The sequence below is a fragment of the Neorhodopirellula pilleata genome (genome assembly GCF_007859915.1).
GTDB classification, from domain to species: domain Bacteria; phylum Planctomycetota; class Planctomycetia; order Pirellulales; family Pirellulaceae; genus Rhodopirellula; species Rhodopirellula pilleata.
In genome coordinates this window covers 304,811-325,948 of record NZ_SJPM01000008.1, presented here as the reverse complement: position 1 = coordinate 325,948, position 21,138 = coordinate 304,811, and the positions used below count along the sequence as shown (strand labels likewise).

Genomic DNA, 21,138 nt, shown 5'->3' with positions numbered 1-21,138 from the left:
ATTACCGAAAGCCTTGGCGACTTTCGCAACGGCTCTACAAAGCCAACAACAAGCGACTGGGAGCTTCTAAGTAACCGATCACGTCGTTGAGGAAACGCGCCGCCGTACCGCCGTCGACCAAACGATGGTCATACGAAAGGCTCAGAGGCATCATCAAGCGAGGAACGATCGAATCGTCGGGCATCACGACGGGCAACTTGCGAGATCGACCGACTAGCAAAATGGCGACTTCCGGAATGTTCACGATCGGTGTGCTGTACTGACCACCGATCGCACCGAGATTACTGATCGTGAACGTACCACCTTTCAAATCGCTAACGGCGAACTGCCCGCCACGGACTTTTCCGGCGGTCTCGGCCAGTCCGCGAGTGATGTCCGGAATGCCCATCCGATCGGCGTCCTTCAGAACCGGGACGACCAAACCACGGTCGGTGTCCACGGCGATGCCGATGTTGACGTAATCCTTGTAGATGATTTGTTCGTTTTCAGAATCGATGATGGCGTTCATCGACGGATGATGACGCAGCGCCGTGGCGACGGCCTTGATCAAGAACGGCATCGTGGTCAGCTTCAACCCCTGTGCCGCGTAATCTTCCTTGCTGCTTTGACGCAATCGTTCCAAATCGGTGATGTCGGCATCGTCGAAGTTGGTCACGCGAGGGACGTTGGACCACGACGCGTGCATCTGAGCCGCAATGGTTTTGCGGATTTTACTCATCCGTTCCACACGAATCGGGCCAAACTCGTCTTGGTCGGCCGTTCCGGGCAAACTGGTACCGCTCGCCTTTGCCCCCGAGGGTGCTGCGGCTGTCTTTGCCACACTCGGCGCGGCCGATGCCGATTTCGCTTGGCTTGCCGAACGCACGACCGCCAACACGTCATCGCGAGTGATCCGTCCGCCCGGGCCGCTACCGTGAACAGTTGTCAAATTCACACCGGTTTCTCGGGCGAAACGGCGAATCGCCGGCCCGGCCGGGATCGGAGCACCAGCGGCTTCTTGAGCGTCAGCCGACACGGCGGGTGCCGCCACTGGAACCGGGGCCGGTTTGGGAGCAGGCGGTGCGGGTTTGGGAGCTCGGGCAACTGGTTCCGGTGCAGAGGCCTGTTCAGGTTCGGATGCGGGCTCCGGTGCAGCGGCTGGTTCCGGCTTGGCTTCGGCTTTCGGTTCAGGCGTTTTCGCTGCGGGGGCAGCGGGAGCCGACGGTGTCGAATTTTCCGCCCTGGATTCCGCTTCGACTTCCAACAATACACCGCCGACCGGCACCGTGTCCCCTTCACTGACCGAAATCTTGGTCACCTTGCCGGCTACGTCCGACGGAACTGGGACGGTTGCCTTGTCCGTTTCCATCTCGACGATGTCTTGGCCTTCGGTGATCACGTCGCCGACGGAAACGAAAATTTCAAGCACGTCGCCGGATTCGATGCCGTCGCCGAGTTCAGGAAGTTTGACTTGCATGGAAAGGATTTAAGATTTCAGATTGAAGAATGTAGATTGAAAAACGTGACCACCAACATTAGGCGAAGTACGGGTCAACTTTGTCGGGATCGTAGTCGAGATCTTTGATCGCCACGGCGACGTCTTCGTTGGTGAAGACGCCGGTTTTGACCAGTCGACCGAGCGTTGCGATCGTGATCGATTCGGCGTCGACTTCGAAATGCCGACGGAGTGCTGCGCGAGTTTCGCTGCGTCCCATTCCGTCGGTGCCGAGCACGTAGTAGTCACCCGGGATCCACGGCGTCAACTGCTCTCCAAGAGCACGCACGTAATCACTCGCCGAGATGAACGGACCTTCGACACCCTCGAGCACTTCTTCGAGGTAACTCTTGCGCGGCGTCTCGGTCGGATGCAATCGATTCCAACGTTCGACGGCGTGGGCGTCGCGACGCAACAACGTGTAGCTGGTCACGCTCCAAACGTCCGAAGCGATGTTGTACTTCTCGGCCAAAATTTCTTGGGCTTTCAAAGCACAATTGAGGATCGCACCGCTGCCGAATAATTGCACGCGAGCTTTGGCACCCTCGACGTCGCGACTGTTGAACTTGTACATCCCCTTGATGATGCCTTCTTCGCATCCTTCGGGCATTTTGGGGTGATGGTATTCTTCGTTCTCGGCGGTGATGTAGTACAGACATTCTTCGCCCTTGGCGTACATCCGTTCCAAGCCTTCTTGAACGATGATCGCGACTTCATAAGCGAACGCCGGGTCATAGGCTCGCACGGTCGGGAACGCGATCGCGTTAAGAAGACTGTGTCCGTCTTGGTGTTGCAATCCTTCGCCGTTAAGCGTTGTGCGACCGGCGGTACCGCCGACCAAGAATCCTTTGGCTCGCATGTCGGCGGCGGCCCAAATCGAATCGCCGACGCGTTGGAACCCGAACATGCTGTAGTAGATATAGAACGGAATCATGTTGATGCCGTGACAGCTGTAAGCCGTTCCGGCCGCATTGAAGCTCGACATCGACCCGCATTCGGTGATGCCTTCTTCGAGGATCTGGCCGTTTTGAGCTTCCTTGTAATAGGAAATCTGGCCGCTGTCGGCGGGCTCGTACAACTGGCCCGCGTGGGCATAGATTCCGAACTGACGGAACATGCCTTCCATGCCGAATGTGCGGGACTCGTCGGGTACGATCGGCACGACGTTTTGTCCGATCTTCTTATCGCGGCACATTGCGATCAGGGTTTGAACGCACGCGAACGTGGTGCTGCAGCTCTTGTCTTCGAGTTTGCTGATCAGTTTCGCGAAATCCTCCCGAGACGGCACTTCCATCGTCGGGTGTTTCGTCGGGCGACTCGGCACAGGACCACCGAGGGCGGCGCGGCGTTCTCGGAGATACTTCATCTCTTGGCTGTTCGCCGGCGGTTTGTAGAACGGTGCGTCGCCGACTTTCTCGTCACTGATCGGAATCCCGAACCGGGTTCGGAATTCGAGCAGCTCGGCTTCGTTCATTTTCTTTTGGTTGTGGGCCACGTTGCGGCCCTCGCCCGCTTCGCCGAGTCCGTATCCCTTGACCGTCTTGGCCAAGATCACGGTCGGTTTTCCGTTGTTAGATTCAACGGCTTGTTTGTAAGCCGCGTAAACCTTCTCGGGGTCATGACCGCCACGGCGGATCTTTTCAAGCTTCTCGTCGGAGAGATGTTTGACAAGCTCGAGCAGTTCGGGGTACTTGCCGAAGAAATGCTCGCGGATGTAGCTGCCGGGCATCGACGTGTACTTCTGGTACTGGCCGTCGACGACTTCGTTCATGCGTTTGGCGAGCAGCCCCGTCGTGTCGCGAGCGAGTAGTTCGTCCCACTCGCCGCCCCAAACGACTTTGATGACGTTCCAACCGGCTCCGTGGAAGATCGATTCGAGTTCTTGGATGATCTTGCCGTTGCCGCGGACGGGGCCGTCGAGACGTTGCAGATTGCAGTTGATTACGAAGATCAGATTGTCGAGTTTTTCGCGGGATGCCAAACCGATCGCACCGAGCGTTTCCGGTTCGTCGCATTCGCCGTCACCTAGGAACGCCCAGACCTTTTGGCCTTTGGTGTTCTTGATCCCGCGATCGTTGAGGTACTCGTTGAATCGAGCTTGATAGATCGCCATGATCGGACCGAGGCCCATCGAGACGGTCGGATACTCCCAAAAACCGGGCATCAACCAAGGGTGTGGGTAGCTCGATAGGCCTCCGCCGGGAGCCAATTCGCGGCGGAAGTTATCGAGATTCTCGTCGCTCAGGCGTCCTTCCAGATAGGCTCGGGAGTACATCCCCGGTGAGGCGTGACCTTGGAAATAGATCGAGTCGCCTGAATAGCCGTCTTCGCCGCGGCCTTTGAAAAAGTGGTTGAAGGCGACTTCGTAAAGTGTCGCCGAACTAGCGAAGGTGCTGATGTGACCGCCGACGCCGCCGGGGCGTTTATTGGCCCGGACGACCATCGCCATCGCGTTCCACCGAATGATCGACTTGATACGTCGTTCGAGTTCTCGGTTACCGGGATAAGCGGGCTGGTCTTTGGGCGAAATGGTGTTGATGTAGGGCGTCGACGTGTCCGAAGACAACGGCACGCCTTCTTCGGCGGCCCGGTCGCGGAGCTGATCGAGCAAAAACTTGACGCGTTCGGGGCCTTTGCTTTGCAGGACATACTCGAGCGAAGCGAGCCATTCCTGGGTTTCCGCCGCATCGACATCCACGTCGACGGATCGCGTCAATTCGCCTAGGTTTTGAGAAATTTCGGCCTGGGCGACGGTTTTGGAATCAGACATCAAAAACGGGAATTTTCCCCGGCCTCGCAGTACGAATGGAATGAATCAACTTAGTCAGAAATTCTCTAGGCCACACACTTTAGCCGCTCAGGTAGAGATAGAACAAGTGATCTAAAGGCCCCGAGTTCATGGCGGGTGCAGGCACGCTAATCGGCGTTGGGATGACGTTTGAGAATTGGGAGGGCGATTTTCCAGCCAGGACGCTAAGATCGGCTGAAGTTGGATAGGCCCCGTAGTCTAGGAAGGACTCATCATGTCAGCCCTCGCGACTTGAAAGACGAAAGCACCCCGCAAGTTTTTGAAACGAATCAAAAACAGCCTGAAAGCGGTGCGCAAAGACACTAACAAAACAATCTTCAGAAAGGCTCTTGACCATGCTAGAAAAGGCTAAGTGCTGCCGTCGCACCGCGACTCCGAAACCGTTTCACGCACATCAACCCCATGCTCACGCATGGGGCTAAGTGCTGCCATCGCTCCGCGACTCTCGCCCACTTTTTGAATAACGAAAACGCGCAAAATGAAATGCTACTTGAACTACGATGTGGGCTGACTCACTCGTCTCCATATAGCTCGCGTCATGTTTGCCTTTCTGAAGAACCTCCGTCGTCATCGTTCGCGTCGATCTCAATCGCCCTGGGTCGCTCCGATTCCGTTGGAGCCTCGCCTCATGTTGGCCGCCGATGTCGGGGACGCGTTGTTTTCCACACCGAGTGATCGCTTGACGATTCACGCCGCCGGCGAAACCGGGATGGAGAGTATGCAATTGCGGATCAACGGGAACCTCGTTGCGCGGTGGACCGAAATCGGGGGATCAGTCACGGAGCGTGATTTCCAAACCTACACGTACGACGGCGATGTCGACCTAGCGACTGATGACATTCGGGTGGAATTTCTCAACGACGCCTACATCCCTGGCGTCTTGGATCGCAACTTGGTCGTCGACCGGATCGAAGTGGGCGGCGTGATTTTGCAGAGCGAGTCCTCCGACGTGCGATCGACTGGAACTTGGATCGATGGAGTCGGTTTCGAACCGGGTAGCTGGCAAAGCGAAACATTGCACGGCAACGGATACCTGCAATTCAACTCGCAACCATCGACACTGATGATCAACGCATCGGGTGATGAAGGAACCGAAACGTTGGACCTGGCACTCAACGGTCAGACCGTCGCAACGTTTGCCTTGACCGAGCAAACTCAAACGTTCGTCTATCAAAGCGATTGGCGGATCTCCGCAGATGACGTGCGGATCGTGTTCAATAACGATCAATACGATCCGGCCAATGGAATCGATAAGAATGTGAACGTTTCCTGGATCGAAATCGACGACGTTCGCTACATCACCGATAGCCCGTTGGTTTTTTCGGATGGGACGTGGTCGCCGATCGAGCAATCGATCCAACCCGGTTTCGGACGCGGGATCACGTTGCACGCCAATGGTAGTTTCCAGTTCTCGACCGGTTCAACGATCATTTCGAATCCCGACACGTTTTCGATTCCCGAGGATTCGATCAATGTGCCATTGGCGGTGGAAGCCAACGATATCGGCGTCGATGCCACTTCGTCCAACGTCGTGTTGATCGATGCACCAATCAGTGGAGCGGCGAACGTCGTCGATGGTGTTTTGCTTTACACGCCCAACCTTGATTTCGTTGGGATCGATCGGTTGAGCTATCGCATCGAATCAAGCGATGGTACGGCGAAATCAGCGACGGTGGTGGTGAACATCAACGTCAATCAATCGCATCAACAACCACAATCGGCGATCAACCCAGCGGTCGCGTCGGAGTTGTCGCCGTCAGGGAAAACACTCGTTGTGCGGAAGCTCACGAAGCTGCCCGTTGATCAAGGCGGCCGGCAATTGCGAGCCAACGCGTTGACGACGATCGGGGATCGCGTGTTTGTCGTGGTCGATGGACGGCTCGACGGCGACGGCGAAATTTATGAATTAGTCACCGACGAGGCGGGCAATACGACGCCGGAGTTGTTCTTGGACGTCGGCGCGGAGGTGTTCGCCAATACGGGACGGAACATCATCCAATCCAACGGATTGTTCGGTCTGCGCAGCGTCGCGTTTCACCCCGACTTTGCCACCAACGGCAAGTTTTATACGGCCTTTACCGGTGAACGTCCCGACGACCCATCACAGTATTACTACCTCAGTGACCCCGCCGATCCGGTCGACGTTGAGAGCGTGTTGGCCGAGTGGACTTACGATTTTGACCAGCAACGCGTCGACACCTCAAGTTACCGTGAAGTTTTTCGCATCGGCATGATTGCTTTGGATCACGCGATTCGCAACATGACCTTCAATCCGTTCGCCCAAGTCGGTGACGAGGACTACGGGTTGCTTTACATCGGGCACGGTGACGGTAGCGAGCAATCCGCGATCGCTGGCGACGGCCAAAACGGCGACGCGTTGGGCAAGATCTTGCGAGTCGACCCGTTGGCAAACGGTTCGATGCCGTTTCGCAATCCTCCCTCCAATCCGTTCATCGATGATCTTCGCTTCCCCAGCGAAGTGTACGCACTGGGTTTTCGCAATCCGGGCAGCCTGACCTTTGCAAAGGACTCGAGTGGAAACGTTCATTTGATCGTCACCGATATCGGTCGGGACAATGTTGATGAAATCAATCTTGTTGTCAAAGGCGGAAACTACGGTTGGGCCGACCGCGAAGGCGTGTTTGTTCATCTGCGTGATCAGTTCGCCATCAACGGCAATATTGCTAATCTTCCCCAAGACGACGCACAGAACGACCTCATTTACCCCGTTTCGATCTTAGGCCACGAAGGAGTCCCTGGTGAATCATTTGTCGGTCAAGCGATCACGGGAGGTCATGTGATTGCAAACGGGTCAAGTGATCTGAATGGCCAATTCATCTTTGTCGAGTTCGCCACCGACGGACGTGCCTATCACCTTGATTTCGAAAGCATGTTGCAACAGATCACTTCGCTCGATCCCGACGATCCCGACCGAAACAGTCCCGATGATCTGACTTGGTTGGATCCTCAAGAGCTGACGATTCTGTTTGATCATGACGGGAATGAGGCGACGACGCCGTTGGTGCGTGCGTCGCTCAAAGACGTCCTCGACGATGAACCGGATTTCGAGGCAATCCCATCGGCGGGTAAGATTCGCGCCGACTTGCGATTGGGCCAAGGTCCCAGCGGCGAGTTGTACATCCTCAACAAGCGAAACGGGTGGGTTTACGTCGCGACCAACACCTTGCCGCCGCTTGAGTGAGTGGTGATTGAGTCGAGAGACGCATTGAACTAGAACAACGGTTTTCTTGCATTGATGGAGAAACCTGTTGTCGATCAAAGCTCACCGCCTCGCCATCACGCCGCTCGGTCAACTCCGCTTGGTCGGGGCCACCGAAGACGATCTCGCTTTTGGTTTGGCGTCGGAGTTGTCGGTTGAACTGATCAGCGCCTTCGCCAAATCGGAAGTTGATGGTTTGGTCTACTTGGTGTCCGCACGGTGTGAAACGTCACTTCCCGTGTCGCTTCGATATTGGCAATCATTTGCTCATCGTTACTTCACGTCGTTGCGACGGATGTCGAGTTCATTGTCGAAGGATTGGAAATCTCCCGATTGTCCGGACGACGAGACGCTCGAGGAACTGCTCCGATCCGCTCCGCCGACCTTGGGCCTTGAGTACCTCAATCGTGATGGGCTGCGGCGTGTCTGGGGTCAACTGGATACTCACACTCGCTCGGCATCGCAAAAACGCAAAGGTGGTTTGGCGGCTCACTTGCATTCACTCAACTCGGATTGGAACCTGCTGGGACGCGTCACGTTTCACTTAGCCGAGAACAAGAAGAACCCCGATCGGCCGTTTGCTTTCTTGGCCACCTACACGCAAACCGAATCGGGGGAGCGCAAGAACGCGACACCGAAACACGTTCCCTTGTCCGAGGCGCTCAAGGCGTCCATCGCCGCCGGGGATACGCGACAACTCGATGCGTTGTTGACACCCGTTTCCAAGGCCGCCGAGTCGACGCCGGCGATTGCCAAGATGCTGCAATCCAAAGCCTTGTTCGCGCCGCAGGCTTGGACGATCGCGCAAGCTTATGAGTTTTTTCAAAGCGTTCCACGGTTGGAGGAATCCGGCGTGATCGTTCGCATTCCTGATTGGTGGAATGCGTCCAAACCGCCCCGCCCTCAAGTGACCGTACGCGTCGGTTCCCGAAAGGAATCAAACCTATCCGGTGATGCGTTGAACCTGGACGTCAACGTCACCATCGACGGCGAACCATTAACGCAAGAAGAGTTGGCTCAATTGATGGCCGCCCGTGAAGGGATGACGTTGCTGCGCGGGAAGTGGGTCCAAGTCGATGCGGACCGATTGCAATCGGCAATGGACCAGTGGGAAGCGTTGCGGGAAGAACACGCCTCGGGGATCGGTTTCCTCGAAGGCATGCGTTTACTTTCCGGATTGTCGGTCGAGGGCGGCGACGTCGACGAGGACACGAAAGCATGGTCGCGGATTCAACCCGGCGATTGGCTAAGCGATACGTTGGCGACGCTTCGCGATCCAGCCGGCAAGGTGGACTTGGACGCCGGCAAGCGACTCCACGCGACCTTGCGTCCCTACCAAACCGAGGGTGTCGGTTGGCTATGGTTCGCCAGCCAACTCGGGCTTGGGGTTTGCTTGGCCGACGACATGGGATTGGGGAAAACGATCCAAGTCATCGCATTGTTGTTGCAAATGAAGTTTGGCGGGAAGGGAGCCGCCGAAAGTCAATCGCCTCCGAGCCTGCTGATTTTGCCGACGTCCTTATTGGGTAATTGGCAACGTGAAGTCGAGAAGTTCGGCCCCGATTTGAAACTGATGGTTGCTCACCGATCCGCTTGCGACACATCCCTCCTTAAGGCGATCGCCAAAGATCCGACCGACGCGTTGTCAGGGTACGACTTAGTCGCGACGACCTACGGTTTGGCTCGCCGCGAGAAATGGATCGGCGAGATGAATTGGAACTTGGTGATCTTGGACGAAGCTCAAGCGATCAAGAACGCGGGTGCGGCGCAAACCAAAGCGATCAAGAAGATCCCCAGTCGCGGCCGGATCCTGTTGTCCGGCACGCCGGTTGAAAACCATTTGGGGGATCTATGGTCGTTGTTCGATTTTTGTTCGCCTGGACTGCTGGGAACCGCGGCGCAGTTCAAAAAGTTCGTCAACGCGAAAGACGAACGACAACGTTCGGCTAGGCTATCGTCGGTTCGAAAACTGATCCAGCCTTACGTTTTGCGGCGGATGAAAACCGATCCACGGATCGTTCCAGACCTACCTGCCAAGACGGAGATGCGAGTCGATTGCGGGTTGACCAAAGCTCAAGCAGCCCTTTACCAAGCCGTGACCAGTGAACTCGAGCAGGCCCTTGAAATCGCATCGGGAATTCAACGACGCGGTATGGTGCTCGGGGCGCTCATGCAATTGAAACAAATCTGCAATCACCCGGCGTTGTATCTAAAGCAGGGTGATTACGATCAGGCCGTGTCCGGCAAGTACAACGAACTCCGGTCGATCTGCGAAACGATTCTGGAAAAACAAGAGAAGGTCTTGATATTCAGTCAGTTTCAATCAATGTGCGAACCACTTGCGAACTATCTCGCCGATGTGTTCGGCCGCGAAGGACTGATCCTGACCGGCAAGACGGCGACCAAGAAGCGATCCAAGTTGGTGGAAACGTTTCAAGACGAATCGGGACCGCCCTTTATGGTCATCTCCGTCAAAGCGGGCGGGACGGGCTTGAACCTTACCCAAGCCAGTCATGTGGTGCATTTCGACCGTTGGTGGAACCCTGCGGTGGAGGACCAAGCGACCGATCGAGCGTTTCGCATCGGTCAAAAACGAAACGTCTTGGTACACAAATTTGTTTGCCGTGGGACGCTGGAAGAAAAGATTGATGATATGATTCGCGGCAAGAAAGAACTGAGCCGCGAACTGTTCGGTGGCGACGAGGCAGGGGAGATCAATCTGACTGAAATGTCCAATGATCAGTTGCTGAGCTTTGTTTCCCTGGATCTTGAAAAAGCGATGTAAGGATTGATATGAGCTACTACGGCCGATGGGCCCCCTATGTACCGGTCGCGCGTCGCAAAGCCAATGGAGTTCGCGAGGCCCAAACGAGAATGAAGAAAGGGCAATCACTCCAGCCCGTTCAGATCGCGGGAACCAAGATTAGCAAGACGTTTTGGGGCCAAGCATGGTGCGAGCATTTTGAAGGTTACCGCGATTTCTCCAACCGTCTACCTCGGGGAAAGACGTACGCACGCAACGGATCGGTCTGTCATCTCGAAATCACACCTGGAAAGATTTTTGGGTTGGTTTGCGGTAGCGAACTTTATGATGTGAACATCCAGATCGATGCCTTACCGGCTAAGAAGTGGAAGGCAATTCGCAAGGATTGTCAGCACTCGGTCCTTTCGCTGATCGACCTGATGCGAGGCAAGCTCAGCGAAGAAGTGATCGCCCGATTGACCAATCCCAAGGACGGATTGTTTCCGATCGGCAAGGAGATGTCGCTCAGTTGTGATTGTCCGGATTACTCGCGACTGTGCAAGCATCTCGCGGCGGTCATGTACGGAGTCGCCGCGAGATTAGACTCACAACCGGAATTGCTGTTTGTCTTGCGCGGGGTTGATCAAAGCGAATTGATCGCCGACGCGATTTCAACGCAAGAAAGCGATCTCGGTTTGGAAGCCGCATCCGACTTCGAGGGCGACGATCTCGGAGCTATTTTCGGGATCGAAATGGCATCGCCCGCGAAAGATTTACCGAAGAAAAAGAAAGCGGCTAAGAAGAAATCCGTCAAGAAAAAGGCGAGCAAGAAAAAGACGAGCAAGAAAAAGGCGAGCAAGAAGAAAGCGAGCAAGAAGAAAAGCGTTAAGAAGAAAGCTGCAAAGAAGAAAGCCGTTAAGAAGAAAGCTTTGAAAAGGAAAATGGCAAAAAGGAAGGTGACCAAATCAAAAGGTGTCAACAAAAGAGCAACCAACACCGCCATATAGGCTTGGTGGAGGGGTTCCAAGTTGAGCGCTCGTTTTAAATGCCGACCGTGTATGTAATTACTTCAATCTCCTCGCTTCGCGTCAACGCTCGAGTTCATTCGAAGCTGGTTCTGCATAGCCGCTTGGTTGTGCTTTTCCGCCAATGAGTTTTGATTCGTACTTTGGTAAATCGCTTCGAGAGCGCGATGCGCGGCGATTTGAGAGGGATCAATTTCTAGCGAACGCTTTAATGCCTCTATTGCCTTGTCGGAACTGCCGTGATTCTGTTCCGCCAATCCTCGGAAATAACTATGGCTGCTATCCCGGTGCATGCTTTCCAGTTCATGGTAGCGTTCAATGGCTTGGGCGAACTGGCCTCGATTCAATTGCATTCTCGCCAAGGTGTGCGTCGCAACGATGCGCGGATTTGTTTCGGTAGGTTCGTTTGCCAAGATTTCATGTGCTAACGATTCCGCGATTTGGGCCTGGCCCTGTTCCCAGGCGAGCCAAACCAAAGCGGCATCGACCTCGGCATCCGCCGCACCATTTTGCTTGACCTGAATCAGTTCGGCGGTAGCTAAAGGAAGCAAAGTTGCAAACCGAGGATCGCCACCACGACGACGAAACAGTTCGTATTTCACCAACGCGCGAAGACGTTTCTGCTCGGCCAACGGCAAATCGCCGATATCAAGAATGGGTTCGACTTCCGTCGAGTCGGCGGCCATCGGTGTGGATGAATCGGAATGAATTCCGATCCGATGATTGTGGAGCGCAAAGTGCGCGACCGTGGTATCGCGACGTGGCATGTGACAGGTTACACAATCATTCGCATTGGCATCTATTCTTGAAATTTGCGGCACGACGCACGATTCGTCTTGGTGGCACTGCAGACACTGGCTGCGGTTGAATTCGAGCCGATTTTCCTTGGTTGGCGTTTGATGAGGATCGTGGCAAGTGATGCAGGTCAACGTGTCTGATTGGGTGTAGCACTTGCTGGAGTGCAGTTGTTCGACATGCCCGACGAGACTCATCGCATCAGAACCCTCTGAGCGAAACTGGAAGTCGACTCGATAGTCGGTAAGGCGTTGGCCTGGTCGAAAATCCCAAGTGTCACGACCCGCTACCGGCAGCTCCACAGCCCCTTGGCAATGACACTGCTGGCAAATCGCTTCGGATAACTCCCGATTGAGTGACCGAGGATTCACGATCGTGTCGGCAATCTTTAGGTCATTGCTTCGATGGCGTTCCGCGTGAACTTTCCCTGGTCCGTGACAACGCTCGCACCCGATCGTCTGTTCCCTAATTTCAAACTTGTATGGATTGTGATTAATTTGTTGGATCGATCCGACATGACAGAAAACGCATCCAACCGTGACCGCCCGGCGAAAGGAAAGATGACTGCGCGACTCGTAACCGGGCGACATATACCAGGTTTCGTCATCACTGAAGTGAGTGATCGGCGACTCAATGTGAAAAGAGCCAATCTTTGTGAGATAGCTGGTTGAGTTCGTACCCGATCCCAGCGTCACATCCATCGGAAACGCTGTCTCACCGATTAAATTCCCGTCGGTGCTCAACCGTTGTTCACAGTGAACCATGCGGTTGCCGGAAATTTTCACCTCGTATCGGTTTTGACTGGGATGGTGAACGAAGTTTCCCGGCTTTGGTTCTAGTGCGACGTCGGTTTGCCGCGCAGTCTGATTGTGCAACGTGTCGCGGTAACCCAGGAATTGATCTTGATGGCACGCTACGCACTGAGCCGAACCAATGTAATGATTTTCTTCGAGCAAGTCATCGGAAATCACCACCGACCCTTCAGCCGGACCGTCGCGCGAAATAACGATCGACCCCCGTTGGGCGAGTGCTTGAGAGGCCACGACCGGACCGATCAAAACACTCGCCATGAGAGCGACGTGCCGTGTTGACATTATTAAACTCGAGCCGATTGCAATGATCCGTGGATTAAGAGTCACTCGGCTTGACGGCTTGCTTGGTTGGGGGAGCTTCACCAGAGGCTGTCTTATTCTCCTCAGCTGATGCATCCTCAAGCTCAGGATGTTCTTGAATGTACCTGGAGAGCTCGTCTTGGTCTGCGACCACATCCACACCCCCGCCACATCCGATGAGAAGAGACAGGGACCCGGCAAGAAATAGTACACTCAAGGCGTGCGAAAGACCGACAGAGAACCTGGATTTGTAGTTCATAGTAGTTATGGATTGAGATTGAGGCGGATCGAGATAAGAAACTGAATCTTGTCGATGGTTTGCATGAATTGAAAGACTGAAATCATGCGCTTCGGAGCAAACCACGATGGTGTCACGAAAAACCACTGGCGGCTTTAAAACTAACGACAACACCATCGCGATTGGTTCAACGGTTGCCGTTGATCAAATGTCCTCGGAAATAGTTTCTTTGCTGGCACGTGTACCGAGTGCGCCCCATAATCCGAACGGACTGATGGCACCCTGAGCAATCGGCCCGCCTTCATAAACTTGAGCACTGCCGCTATTTCCAGCCTCGACCGAATCGGTGATGAATTTGACCGCACCATCGCCCATCAAAACATGGCAGCCACCTTGGTGACGGCTGCTTGCAGGGAAAATACCGGAGGTTCCGTGGTAAGTATTGGACATGCACATTTCCGAATTAGGTGGCAGGATCGTGTTGAAACTGGAATACATCGGGCGGCCCAACGCCCATTTATAACCTCTTCGTTGCTCGGTCGTTCCTACCATCGTAACTCCGGTACTTCGCCAGAATTGTGGTCGTGCGGGGTCGATAGAAGTCCTGCAAGAAACGGCTCCACCTGCGTTGTACATGGGGTTACCGCCATCTGTACCGTTCATTGCACTTTGAGCCGCCTGCCCGCGAACATCTAGATCGCCTAAATCGGTGATTATTTCACCGGCACAAATCGTGTTGGAAAGCCCGTCTAAGATGTCACGAAACGCCATTTCTTTACGAGATACAAAGAAACCTCGGCAGGCCGCTCGAACGCCCGTTGAACGTGTGTTGTCGGTTGTTCCATTGTTTGCCGCAGCACCTTCATTGGCGCGAAAATGAGAATCGCCGATGCAAGACGCATAGTTGGTCCGACCCTGTGCTGGTAGTCCCTGTCCCGGGTCACTAGGACAACGGAACGAAGGCACTTGGGTAAGCCATGGTTCGTAACGTGTATTGGCATGACTGCCCGCCCCGGTTAAACCTTTCATGGGGCACGGTCCCATCGGAGCGAACGAACCACCGGTGATTGGATCCCGCGTCGGGTTGCTAATCTGCTCCCATAATGCTTGCTGTTCAATAAAGGGCGTCAGGCCGACAAGCCAGTTCAATTCCAAACGATTGTGCGACCTTGCTGGTGGCTCGCCAAAGAATTCGGTTGAGTTTGTTGAACCTTGTTTCGTACCGCCCATCAACACGGGAAGTTGATCATAGGCCGAGTGATAGTTATGTACGCCCAAGCCAATTTGCTTGAAGTTGTTACTACAACTCATTCGCCGCGCCGCTTCGCGGGCAGCCTGGACTGCGGGCAACAGCAGTCCCACTAAAACACCAATAATCGCAATCACGACGAGAAGTTCCACAAGCGTGAAACCCAATTTTTTTGTAGCATTCATTTGAATCAGACTCCGGAGAAGAAAATGAACGTACGTCTCCGCTACGATCGGAAACGTGTTGGACAAGAAGCGGGAATCCAGCCACCCCGGTTGGACCGCTTTCAAAAGTCTATCGAATTGATAAACGCGATGCACGCGCAAAATACGCCCCGCATGAAATAATTGCAGGAAGAAGTACGGTGTTTGATGATGCCGTTAGCGGTTTTGGATGCGGAAGGCGAGTTGTTGCAGTTCGCTGGCGAGGTCCACGTTGATCACAGCCACGTTGGATGAGACTTTCAGGGTCGTGGGGGCGAAGTTAAGGATGCCTTGGATGCCGAGTGCGACGACGCGTGCGGCGACTTCCGTTGCCTGTTCACTCGGAACGGCGATGATCGCGAGTTCGGGTTTCGTTTGCCGCAGGATCGGTTCGAGTTCCGTGAGCGAACAAATGGATGTACCACCGACATTGCGGTTAATTTTTGCCGGATCGGTATCGAACGCGGCCGCCAACGTGAATCCCAAACGCTCGAAACCTTTGTAGCGCAGCAAAGCGTTGCCCAACGATCCCACACCGATCAAAATGGCTTTCCATTGCACGCCACTGCCCAGGACCTTACCGATGTGGTCGGCGAGTCCGGCCACGTCGTATCCGACGCCGCGGCGGCCGGTGGATTGGATGGAGCTTAGGTCGCGGCGGACGACCGCAGCGGACACGTTGACCATTGCCGCCAAGTCGCGACTGTTCGTCGAGGTCAGACCCGCAGCTTGAAGTCGCTGCAGCTCGCGATAGTACAGACTGAGTCGCCCCACTGCTGGAGTGGACAACTCATTGGACGAATCGTAATGAATGTTCATGTCTTTGCTCATCGCTCTTTTCTCGAACCGATCCTTCAACCGTTACATCCGTGACATTCGGCAGACTCGGTGCAAGCCACCGCGTCGTCGGCGCATTTTGCCTACACGGCTCTGTTTACGTATACCGCCGCTCGCCCTCAGTCGATGAAGTTTGTGCATCGAAATCATTTTCGCTATCCCGCAAGCTTTGTGCATGCGTTACTGGCGAGTGATTGCAACTCGACCCTCCCGTCTTATCCGCGTCCACAGCCTCAGTTTGGCTGACGGGCACCGCGCGGGCAAGTGACACCAAAGCGGGGAAGCGAATCACGGCACTTTTGCCGTTCGCTTGCGATTCAATGCGGGACGGGCTAGCGAGGTTTGATTCCGATGACGGGCTTTGCCGGGGGGTTCCGGCGGCCAGTGGAAAGCTGCGTCCATGCAACGTTCAACGTTGCTTCCTGTGGAGAATTGAAATGAAGAAATTTTGGTTGTTGCCCGTAATCGCGTTCATCGCGATTGTATCGGGCGCCAATGCTGCTCAAGCCGCTTATTGCGGCGCGATCAGCTACGAAGGCTGTAGCAGTTGTGGTGGCGGATCCGTCATCGCCGACGGCGGAATGGCTGGCGGCGAAATCGTCAGCGAAGGTGCTGCACCTGCCGCTTCCGGTGGATCCTACACTGTGATGCGTACGGTCCGTGAAACGGTGATGGAGCAAGTCCAAGAGACTCGCTATCGCACCCGCAACGAAACATACTACGAAGACCAAGTGGTCAACCGTACCCGAATGGTTCCTGAAACCACTCAACGAGAAGTTCAGTACACCGTGATGGTCCCGACGTACGAAACACGTCAAAAGACCATCAACTACACCGTAAACAAGCCAGTGTACGAAACTCGTACCAAGGTGATCAACTACACGGTGCAGAAACCGGTTTACGAAACTCATCAAAAGACGATCAACTACACCGTGATGAAGCCCGTTTACGAGCAACATCAGCGCGTGATTAACTATACGGTCAAGAAGCCCGTGTATGAAACTCGCACGAAGACGATCAACTACACCGTCAACAAGCCGGTTTACGAAACTCGTACTCGTACGATCAACTACACGGTCATGAACCCCGTGTACGAAACTCGTCAGCGCACCATCAACTACACGGTCTACAACACCGTGCAAGAGCAAAAGGTTCGCACCGAGAACTACACCGTTCAAGTTCCTCAAACGTACACCAAGACCATCACGGTCAACGGTGGACATTGGGAAACCGTCACGGAAACCGTTCCCGGACCGATGATTCGTCGTACGGTTCGCGAACCCGGTACGTCGTACTACGATCCTTGCACCTGCAAGACCGTATACTGCCCCGGCAAGTGCCGAGTTGAATGTGTTCAAGGTTGCCCCAAGACGATCTGCAAGAAGGTCTGGGTTCCTACCTGTGAGCAAAAAGAAGTGACTTGCACCAAGTGTGTCACCGAATGCCGCACCCGTGAAATCCCTTACACGGTTTGCCGTCGCGTTCCTGAGTGCCGCACCAAGGTTTGCGAGTACAAGGTTTGCAAGATGGTTCCTGAATGCCGCACCAAGACCTGCAACTATACCGTTTGCAAGATGGTCCCAGAATGCCGCACCAAGGAAGTTTGCTACCAAGTTTGCACGATGGTTTGCGAAAACCGTCAAAAGACTTGCAACTACACGACCTGCAAGATGGTTCCTGAATGCCGCACGAAGGTTTGCAACTACACGGTCTGCAAGATGGTTTGCGAAAACCGTCAAAAGACCTGCAACTACACCGTCTGCAAGATGGTTCCTGAGTGCCGCACCAAGGTTTGTGAGTACAAAGTTTGCAAGATGGTTCCCGAGTGCCGTACCCGTACGGTTTGCGAAACCACCTGCCGCAAAGAGTGCTACCAAGAGACCATCAAGGTTGCCAAGTGCCGCAAGGTTTGTGAGCCTTACACCGTAACCAAGTGCGTTCCTCGTGTTGTTTGCAAGCAAGTTCCCGTTACCGTTTGCTGCCCAGCTCCTTGCTGCGGTGCTGCCGTTGCGAGCGATGATTGCTGCAGCAGCGCTTCGGATTGCGGTTGCGGATCGGCTTCGGCTTGTGGTTGCGACGCTGCCCCAGCTTGCGGTTGCGATGCAGCCCCAGCTTGTGGTTGCGATTCGTGCTGCGAACCAGCTCCTTGCTGTGCCCCAAAGAAGGGTTGCCTGCAAAACTTGTTGGACAAGATCTTCGCAAAGCCAGCTTGTGGTTGCGAAGTCATCGAGTGCTGCGACGCTGCTCCGGCTTGCGGATGCTAGTTTGAAACTTCCGTTGTGCTAACGGCTCCACTTCATCGTAAGTCGAGCTCCGGCACGCTGGAAAAATGATCTGGGGCTGGTCGACTGAATGATTCGGTCGGCCAGCCCGCCCGGACGCCGGCCCCCACCGGAACTTTGTCCGCCAGGAAGAAGGACGCTTTCCACGCGACCAAAACCCAACGATTCCCGTCGACCGCGCTGGCTCGGATACTCTTCGAATAACGAGCAGCCGGCGACGGAATCCCTGGGGTCCTCCCATGGAAAACGTCTGCAAAAACGAACGCGTCCTACCGAACTGCCAAACCGGGGTCGAGATTCTTCCAAAGAGAATCTCGCCCCGTTTTTGTTGCGCCAACGGAGATATCAGACGGCATCGCTCGTTGATCTCGCGATGAGTAGGAACCGGTTGGAAATAACTTCGTGATTTCGTAACCCGCTGCGTAAGCGAGGGATATTTGAAATTGACTCATCCCTTGCTTACGCAGCGGGTTACGAAAAACCAATGCCTCAGGCAAAAGTGCAACTTCGCAACTGACGCTTCGGGTTCCGATTCTCTCGTTCGATGCAAATACCGAAGTTATCTCCGAACAGTTCCCTACGGTCCGTTTGGGTGTAAGGAAAGGGGCCCAGGCAAACTCCCAACGGCGAATGTGGTTCCAGTTACGTTCTAAATGACGACGCGGTTCCGGCCCTGCTTCTTCGCGTCATAAAGACGATCGTCGGCGATTTTGATGAGGTCCGTTACGGGCATCGGTTGACCGACGGGCAGACACCCGATTCCGAAACTAGCGGTGATTGCTAACGGTCCGGCGCTCGTGCTAAAACGCGTATTGGCGATCTCGGCTCGACATCGCTGGCATACTTCGATCGCTTCGGCACCGTCGGTAGATGACAGCAATAATGAAAACTCTTCGCCGCCGTATCTTGCTAAAAGACTTTCCTCTCGACATACGCTCAATAATCGTCTTCCGAACTCTCTCAAAACTTCGTCGCCAACGAGATGGCCGTGCGAGTCGTTGACCGATTTGAAATGATCAATGTCAATCATCACCACGCTGAGCGGTTGTCTCTGGCGAGCGCATCGGGCGATTTCACGCTGCATCGACTCGAGCAGATACCGCTTGTTCATCGTGCCGGTCAGACCGTCCCGAGTCATCGCCGTGTAGATCGTCTCGTGATAGTGTGACTCCACGCTTCCGGCGGAGAGAAACTTGAAGATGAAAGTTCCGATTTGCACCGTGTCGCCACTCTCAAGTCGACAGCGGGCGATCAGATTTCCGTTGACGAAAGTTCCGTTGGTGCTCTCGAGGTCCTCCGCGTAGTAACCGTCGCGGTCCAGGGAGATCGACGCATGCTGCCGCGAGACGCTATGGTCAGACAAAACCAAATCGCTCGCCGGGTCGCGTCCGATCACAAACGCGTCTTGTTCGAGCAGCATCATTCCGCGCACGACGTCGGCTGGATAGATCTGTACCAAGCAGACTTCCTTATCGACGTGCTCGGATCGCTCATTTGCGAAGCAACGGTGCATCGTTGCTTCTGCGTCGGTCCCACCAACATGAGTGGGAACGATCGCTTGGTTGAGATGAGTTTCGAGATTAGCGACGGTCTTAAGCATCGGTCTACTTTTCGGATTGGCGATTAATGTACGGGACTCATTGTCGCCGCGTTGATGGAACTTCCCATGCTGATCGGTGCCGGCCCTAACATCGCCGCCAAACGCGACTCGGGAGCTTGATGTTTGCATCCGAAAAAGCCGCGTTTCTTGATGACCGAGGCGACTTCGGCCGGGACGTGATCGACCCATTCTTGGTCTCCCGCTTGGATCATCTTCAAGACCTCTCGGGAGAACGTCTTGAGATGTTCAGGGTTGTAGCTGTGGAGTTGTTCGATGCAACGTTTTTCAACGAGGTAATCGTAGAGCTTGCGAAGTTCGGGTGCGATCGCCAAGTTCTGTACAGTAGACAGTTCACCGGTTTCGCGATTTTGCAGCGGATAGACGTAAAGTTTCAAGTCATTCTTAAACAAGCGACCGAACGATTCGAGGATTCCACCGTCGAGCTGGGTGTAGTACTTCTCGTCGAACAACTCGGCCAAACTTCCCGCGCCCATCGTGATCGCGATTCGCTTTTTGGTGTACTGCGAAAGGTACGCCGCCAATCGGTAATACTCGAAATAGTCGCTGATCAAGACCGTCAAACCGCATGCGGCCAACGTGTCGGCGCGGGCTAAGAAATCCTTTAAGTCGATCTTGCCGTTAGCTTGCAAGTTCTTCATCGTGATTTCGGCCAGCGTGACGACTTGGTCGGCGTCAACATCATCGAGAGCTCGAAAGCTATCTTGAGCCGCACTGAGCATGTCCATGTTCACGTGAGTGACCGGACGGAAACTACCTCTCTCTACCAAGATCGGCTTTTTGTAGAGGACTTCGGCGGGTTGCAAGACTTCGCCCGATGCTCCGAACATCGCGGCCTTGCTCAAGCCGAGCTGTACCAATCGCAGACTCATGACTCGATTGTCGACGTGACGAAACGCGATGCCCGAGAACTCGATCATGTCGATCTCAATTCGGCTGGTCGACAAATTATCAAGCAACGATTCGATCAACAGATCCGGCTCGTGGTTCATGAAGAACGCGCCGTAGAGCAAGTTGACACCGATGATCCCGAGTGCCTCCTGCTGGGCCGCGTTCTCGTGGTCGAGCATACGAACGTGCAAGATGATTTGGCTATCTTCATCGCGGGGGTGGGCTTGGAATCGGATTCCCATCCAACCGTGGCATTCATTGGTGCCGTGATAGTTTCGGGCGGACACGGTATCAGCGAATGCGAAGAAGGCGGTCGTATCTCCGCGTTCTTCCTTCAAACGCTCCAGGTTCAGGTTGTGCTCGCGGGTCAGCATGTCTTCGAGACGTTGGCGGCAAACATATCGTTCGCATTCGCCGTAAATCGCATCACTGACCGACATGTCGTAGGCGGACATGCTTTTGGCGATCGTGCCAGCGGCGGCACCAACACGAAAGAACCACCGGACCACTTCTTGACCGGCTCCGATTTCCGCGAATGAACCGTATCGTCGCGGGTCGAGATTGATTTGAAGGGCTTTGCGGTCGGTCGAAGGTCGTTCAGTCGGCATCATTATTTGGGGATCCATTTCATTACGCACACAA

11 protein-coding genes are annotated in these 21,138 nt (G+C 54.7%); 4 read left to right on the top strand and 7 right to left on the bottom strand.

The genetic code is table 11. From position 1 onward, the window contains the following. Positions 1–34: 34 nt before the first annotated feature. On the bottom strand, positions 35–1,456 hold the full coding sequence (locus Pla100_RS19000; RefSeq protein ID WP_146579245.1) for a 2-oxo acid dehydrogenase subunit E2: 1,422 nt from the start codon (positions 1,454–1,456) through the stop codon (positions 35–37). Positions 1,457–1,514: 58 nt separating this feature from the next. Further along, positions 1,515–4,244 carry a pyruvate dehydrogenase (acetyl-transferring), homodimeric type gene (gene aceE, locus Pla100_RS18995; RefSeq protein WP_146579244.1) on the bottom strand — a complete coding sequence of 910 codons (2,730 nt, stop codon included), beginning with the start codon at positions 4,242–4,244 and terminating at the stop codon, positions 1,515–1,517. A 667-nt stretch (positions 4,245–4,911) separates the two neighbouring features. On the opposite strand from aceE, the gene Pla100_RS18990 reads away from it, so the two are divergent. The 3 genes from Pla100_RS18990 (at position 4,912) to Pla100_RS18980 (ending at position 11,253) form a co-directional block, all read left to right on the top strand. Continuing rightward, entirely contained in the window at positions 4,912–7,485 is a 2,574-nt protein-coding gene (locus Pla100_RS18990; protein WP_231603231.1) for a carbohydrate-binding domain-containing protein, read from the top strand. A 67-nt stretch (positions 7,486–7,552) separates the two neighbouring features. Then, complete coding sequence (locus tag Pla100_RS18985) at positions 7,553–10,288, top strand: DEAD/DEAH box helicase (protein WP_146579242.1); 2,736 nt, start codon at positions 7,553–7,555, stop codon at positions 10,286–10,288. 8 nt (positions 10,289–10,296) lie between these two features. Further along, positions 10,297–11,253: an SWIM zinc finger family protein gene (locus Pla100_RS18980; protein WP_146579241.1), complete on the top strand. Its 957-nt coding sequence runs from the start codon at positions 10,297–10,299 to the stop codon at positions 11,251–11,253. Positions 11,254–11,315: 62 nt separating this feature from the next. Here the strand turns inward: Pla100_RS18980 and Pla100_RS18975 are convergent, their stop codons facing one another. From Pla100_RS18975 to Pla100_RS18965, 3 genes are all read right to left on the bottom strand, one after another. Continuing rightward, positions 11,316–13,160, bottom strand: coding sequence for a cytochrome c3 family protein (locus tag Pla100_RS18975; protein WP_146579240.1), 1,845 nt, complete (start codon positions 13,158–13,160; stop codon positions 11,316–11,318). A gap of 460 nt (positions 13,161–13,620) precedes the next feature. Continuing rightward, positions 13,621–14,850, bottom strand: coding sequence for a DUF1559 domain-containing protein (locus Pla100_RS18970; RefSeq protein ID WP_146579321.1), 1,230 nt, complete (start codon positions 14,848–14,850; stop codon positions 13,621–13,623). Positions 14,851–15,045: 195 nt separating this feature from the next. Further along, entirely contained in the window at positions 15,046–15,699 is a 654-nt protein-coding gene (locus Pla100_RS18965) for a redox-sensing transcriptional repressor Rex (protein WP_146579239.1), read from the bottom strand. 443 nt (positions 15,700–16,142) lie between these two features. Between Pla100_RS18965 and Pla100_RS18960 the strand changes: the two genes are divergently transcribed. After that, positions 16,143–17,969 (top strand): hypothetical protein, encoded by a 1,827-nt coding sequence (locus Pla100_RS18960; protein WP_146579238.1) that lies wholly within the window; start codon positions 16,143–16,145, stop codon positions 17,967–17,969. Positions 17,970–18,636: 667 nt separating this feature from the next. On the opposite strand, the gene Pla100_RS18955 is transcribed toward Pla100_RS18960, so the two are convergent. Together Pla100_RS18955 and Pla100_RS18950 are read right to left on the bottom strand one after the other, a co-directional pair. Then, on the bottom strand, positions 18,637–19,587 hold the full coding sequence (locus tag Pla100_RS18955) for a GGDEF domain-containing protein (protein ID WP_146579237.1): 951 nt from the start codon (positions 19,585–19,587) through the stop codon (positions 18,637–18,639). A 23-nt stretch (positions 19,588–19,610) separates the two neighbouring features. Further along, entirely contained in the window at positions 19,611–21,104 is a 1,494-nt protein-coding gene (locus tag Pla100_RS18950; protein WP_231603244.1) for a TonB-dependent receptor, read from the bottom strand. Positions 21,105–21,138: the final 34 nt, after the last annotated feature.

Bases quoted from the DNA above. Each gene is read 5' to 3' on its own strand.
- Pla100_RS19000 (WP_146579245.1), bottom strand. From the start codon at position 1,456: ATGCAAGTCAAACTTCCTGAACTCGGCGACGGCATCGAATCCGGCGAC.
- aceE (WP_146579244.1), bottom strand. From the start codon at position 4,244: ATGTCTGATTCCAAAACCGTCGCCCAGGCCGAAATTTCTCAAAACCTA.
- Pla100_RS18990 (WP_231603231.1), top strand. From the start codon at position 4,912: ATGTTGGCCGCCGATGTCGGGGACGCGTTGTTTTCCACACCGAGTGAT.
- Pla100_RS18980 (WP_146579241.1), top strand. From the start codon at position 10,297: ATGAGCTACTACGGCCGATGGGCCCCCTATGTACCGGTCGCGCGTCGC.
- Pla100_RS18975 (WP_146579240.1), bottom strand. From the start codon at position 13,160: ATGTCAACACGGCACGTCGCTCTCATGGCGAGTGTTTTGATCGGTCCG.
- Pla100_RS18970 (WP_146579321.1), bottom strand. From the start codon at position 14,850: ATGAATGCTACAAAAAAATTGGGTTTCACGCTTGTGGAACTTCTCGTC.
- Pla100_RS18965 (WP_146579239.1), bottom strand. From the start codon at position 15,699: ATGAGCAAAGACATGAACATTCATTACGATTCGTCCAATGAGTTGTCC.
- Pla100_RS18960 (WP_146579238.1), top strand. From the start codon at position 16,143: ATGAAGAAATTTTGGTTGTTGCCCGTAATCGCGTTCATCGCGATTGTA.
- Pla100_RS18955 (WP_146579237.1), bottom strand. From the start codon at position 19,587: ATGCTTAAGACCGTCGCTAATCTCGAAACTCATCTCAACCAAGCGATC.
- Pla100_RS18950 (WP_231603244.1), bottom strand. From the start codon at position 21,104: ATGCCGACTGAACGACCTTCGACCGACCGCAAAGCCCTTCAAATCAAT.